General features: G+C 39.1%; 2 protein-coding genes. Both read right to left on the reverse strand.

Going from position 1 to position 874, the window contains the following annotated elements; all coding sequences use genetic code 11:
• Positions 1 to 357: 357 nt before the first annotated feature.
• Complete coding sequence (locus ACJ5H0_RS23055) at positions 358 to 621, reverse strand: phage antirepressor KilAC domain-containing protein (RefSeq protein WP_411252190.1); 264 nt, start codon at positions 619 to 621, stop codon at positions 358 to 360.
• A gap of 3 nt (positions 622 to 624) precedes the next feature.
• A partial coding sequence (locus ACJ5H0_RS23060; RefSeq protein ID WP_458796248.1) for a hypothetical protein occupies positions 625 to 874 on the reverse strand: 250 nt, incomplete at its 5' end.

The raw sequence follows: 874 nt of genomic DNA on the forward strand, positions 1-874 counted from the left end.
TAAAATAGTTGTATAATTATCCCATAAGGTTGATGACTCGACCTTATACCCTTATACAATGAGCCACGAGCCTTCACAAACTCTTTGGTCTCTTTTCTTATTTAGCTAGAGTGATAAACTCCTTATGCATTTCCTCTACCTTATACTGCGCTGTTATGTATCCCTCTAGCTCGTAAATCCTTTATGAATCCATGCGAGTTTCTTTTGTTCGTATTCATCACGCTGTTTCTTTATTTGTCATCCCGTGACCATCCATGTCTTTTTTGTCCCCATACATCTATTCGGTGTACATAGGTATGCCCCTAAACAAATTTACCGCTGCTACGATTGCTAGTGATAATGTGCTTTCTTCCATCATTAAACCGCCTCCTGTTCTTGTTCTTTCTTCAGTCGGTCTATGATGTAAGCTTGTCCTTTTGGTGTTACGTATGGTGTTAGCCATGTGAAATTTTCACCATTAGGCTTTTCTTTTACGCCTTGCACAACTTCGAAGTAACCACTATCGATTGCTTTCTGAGTTGGTTCATTTTTATTTTGAAGATTAATCCCCACTCTCGAAGTGTTGCGAATAATCTCTTTTGGCCTGTTTTGATACCATTGTTTTGCTGCTAACTTTTGCAACTTTCACTTACTTTTTAGCGCTTTATCTGATTGCATACAAGCTTCGGCGAATGTTACCAGTGGTTGTTGCTGTAAGATTGTTCGTTCAGCTTCAACTCGCTTTGCTTTTTCTACTTTTAAGTTGTTAAGAAGACCAATCATGAAGTCTGGATCAGTTACCGCTTTTTCGAGCGCTTGATCTGTCATGTATGCTCCGTGTTTTCTAATAGAAGGAAGCACCTCAATTGCTAACCAATCTTGAAAAGCTTCCGCT

Source organism: Chryseobacterium proteolyticum (genome assembly GCF_046591535.1).
Classification (GTDB): Bacteria; Bacteroidota; Bacteroidia; order Flavobacteriales; family Weeksellaceae; genus Chryseobacterium; species Chryseobacterium proteolyticum.